Annotated in this window: 3 protein-coding genes; 2 read left to right on the forward strand and 1 reads right to left on the reverse strand. The window is 67.2% G+C overall.

From position 1 onward, the window contains the following. Positions 1 to 140: 140 nt before the first annotated feature. Together ACN6LD_RS42105 and ACN6LD_RS42110 are read left to right on the forward strand one after the other, a co-directional pair. Positions 141 to 812 (forward strand): hypothetical protein, encoded by a 672-nt coding sequence (locus tag ACN6LD_RS42105; RefSeq protein WP_445038205.1) that lies wholly within the window; start codon positions 141 to 143, stop codon positions 810 to 812. An 80-nt stretch (positions 813 to 892) separates the two neighbouring features. Then, entirely contained in the window at positions 893 to 1,771 is an 879-nt protein-coding gene (locus tag ACN6LD_RS42110) for a PASTA domain-containing protein (RefSeq protein WP_445038204.1), read from the forward strand. A gap of 147 nt (positions 1,772 to 1,918) precedes the next feature. Here the strand turns inward: ACN6LD_RS42110 and ACN6LD_RS42115 are convergent. Continuing rightward, a partial coding sequence (locus ACN6LD_RS42115) for a hypothetical protein (RefSeq protein ID WP_445038203.1) occupies positions 1,919 to 2,311 on the reverse strand: 393 nt, incomplete at its 5' end.

Raw genomic sequence — 2,311 nt, forward strand, 5'->3', positions numbered from 1 at the left:
CCAACCAATCCGGGCGTATCGCGTCGAGCCGGAACAACGCCAGGGCCGTGGACCACTACCAACGTGGTCTTTCATGACGAGTACGCCGGCACCGAGCCGCGGGTGGTTGCGGGTACCCTGCGGCCGGCGCCTGCCACCAGGTGGTCAAGCGGCTGGAGGAGGGAACCGGCAAGCACCTGCGCTCCCTCGACCCGTCCGGCAAGACGAAGGTCCTGTCCACTCTTGCCAAGAGCGTCGATGCGCTGATGGACAAGCTCGCGTTCTTCTTCGGGGAGTTCATCCCGCAGTACGACGAGGCACTGGAGCTGATCGACGTGCTGCGGGACGGCGCCGCCGACGACAGCCCCAAGACCCTCACCCCGGGCGGCGGCACGGACTACGGCCAGGCAGCAGAGCAGCTGCACGCCCTCGCCGAGGACCTGAAGGGTAAGCTCAGGAGCTGGCAGCCCGCACAGGTCCACGCCGCGCTGAGCGTCCTCACGCTGATCGGGGAAAAGTTGGAACCGGTCTACCAGCACCTTGACTGCGCCATCGAGTACGGCCAGGCCCTGGGCCCGGAACTCGCCGAACTCATTGGTGGCAACGCCGATATCAGCGTCGGCGGCATGGAGGTGCTCATGGAAGACACCAAGGACAAGGCTGGCGCCACGCTGAAGCTCGTCGAGCGCGCCTACGCCAAGTTCCTGCCCGGCAGCCCCGTCGGGCAGACCTCGCCCGGCGGAACGCCGACCCGGGCGATGACCGGTGAGGAGCCCACCAGGTTCATGCCGGATGGCAGCAGCCTCCCGCCCACCGTCCGCTTCGAAAAGTGATCTGCAGCCGACCAGGAATGGCTGGCCGACCCGCTTGACCAACCCCAAAGGGGGTTAACCTAACAGAAACGGACAGCGAGTTGAGCAAGGCTAAGAACGACGACTTCGGGACCGGCTGCGGCTGCCTGGTCGCCATTGTCCTCGCCATCGGGGGCCTCGTGAACGCCTGCGACAGCGACGACAGCAGCGAGCCGGAAGTGGCCGAGACCACCGCCAGCGCCGAGCCCACGCCGACGGAGAGCGCGTACGCGTTCAAGAACTACGTCGGCGAGACCCTCGGTGAGGCCACCGACTCGGTGAAGGCGGGCGACATCGACGACATCAAGTGGCTCAAGGCGGTCAAGAAGCTCGGCAGCCCCAAGCGCTCCTGGAAGGTGTGCTTCCAGTACCCGGTAGCCGGCACGCCGATTGAGTCGATATACGACTTCAAGGCTCAGTTCTCCGCCGTCCCGCCCCGCACTTCCTGCCCCAAGAACGACGACATGGCCATGGTCACCGTGCCGAAGGTGAAGGGCAAGACATACGGGCAGGCAGTGAAGCTACTCAAGGATGCCGGGGTCGACACGGAGAACAGTGTCGCCACCACCGCCTACATGGACGAGCACGGCGACGCTGGCAAGTCGTGGAAGGTGTGCAGCCAGGAGCCGTCCTCAAGCGAGGAACTCGAATCCGACACGGACATCACCATGGACGTTGTGCGGCCCGGAGACGCCTGCCCCAGCGGCGACGGCTTGCACTACCGGGACCCGGCCAATGACCCGGACAGCCCCAGCTACGACGGCGACGACAACGGTATCCCCGACAGCAACGAGAACGACGACTGGGGATCGACCGGCAGCAGCTCGGGCGGCTCCACCAGCAGCGGGGGCAGCGGCGGGGGCAGCTACAACCCCGGCGGCTGCCCGCCCGGCGGCTGCGACAACAGCCGACACTGCCCGCCGGGCGGCTGCAAGAGCTGAGCCCGCCTCATGCCCCTTGGGGCCAACGAGGACAGCAGCACTGGCCGACACCACCGACCGGAGGAAGAAGACCGCACCCGGGCCGTCATGGACGCCGTACTCGGCGGCCTGCGGACCGGGTGCGGACTGCCAAGTGCTACTCGCGGCTCAGAACAGTGGGATGCCGAGGCTTGCCGAAACCAACTGGGCAACCCCTGTCCAGCCAAGGGCGGGCAGGTTGGCCCTGGCGCTCTGCAGAACCCTCTCCGCGAGCTGGCGAACTCGCCCGGGCTCAGGCGCGGCCGTGGCGAGCTCCGCCTGCAGAGCCGCCGCGTCGCCGACGACCATGGCTCGGACTTCCTCCGGCAGGTCCGCGGAGTGCGCGGCGGCCAGAACCTCGCGCGCGAACTGCGTGAGCTGCTGGGGGTCGTAGCCGAAGGTGTTGTTCTGAGTGTTGTCCTGGCCCATCTGGGGCGCGCCCCCGTTGACGGTGATGTTCCACTCGTTCACGGCCCTGGCATTGTTCCGGCTTGAGGCGATACGCCCGGTTTGGTTGATTGA

This window comes from Streptomyces sp. SAS_272 (genome assembly GCF_052543235.1).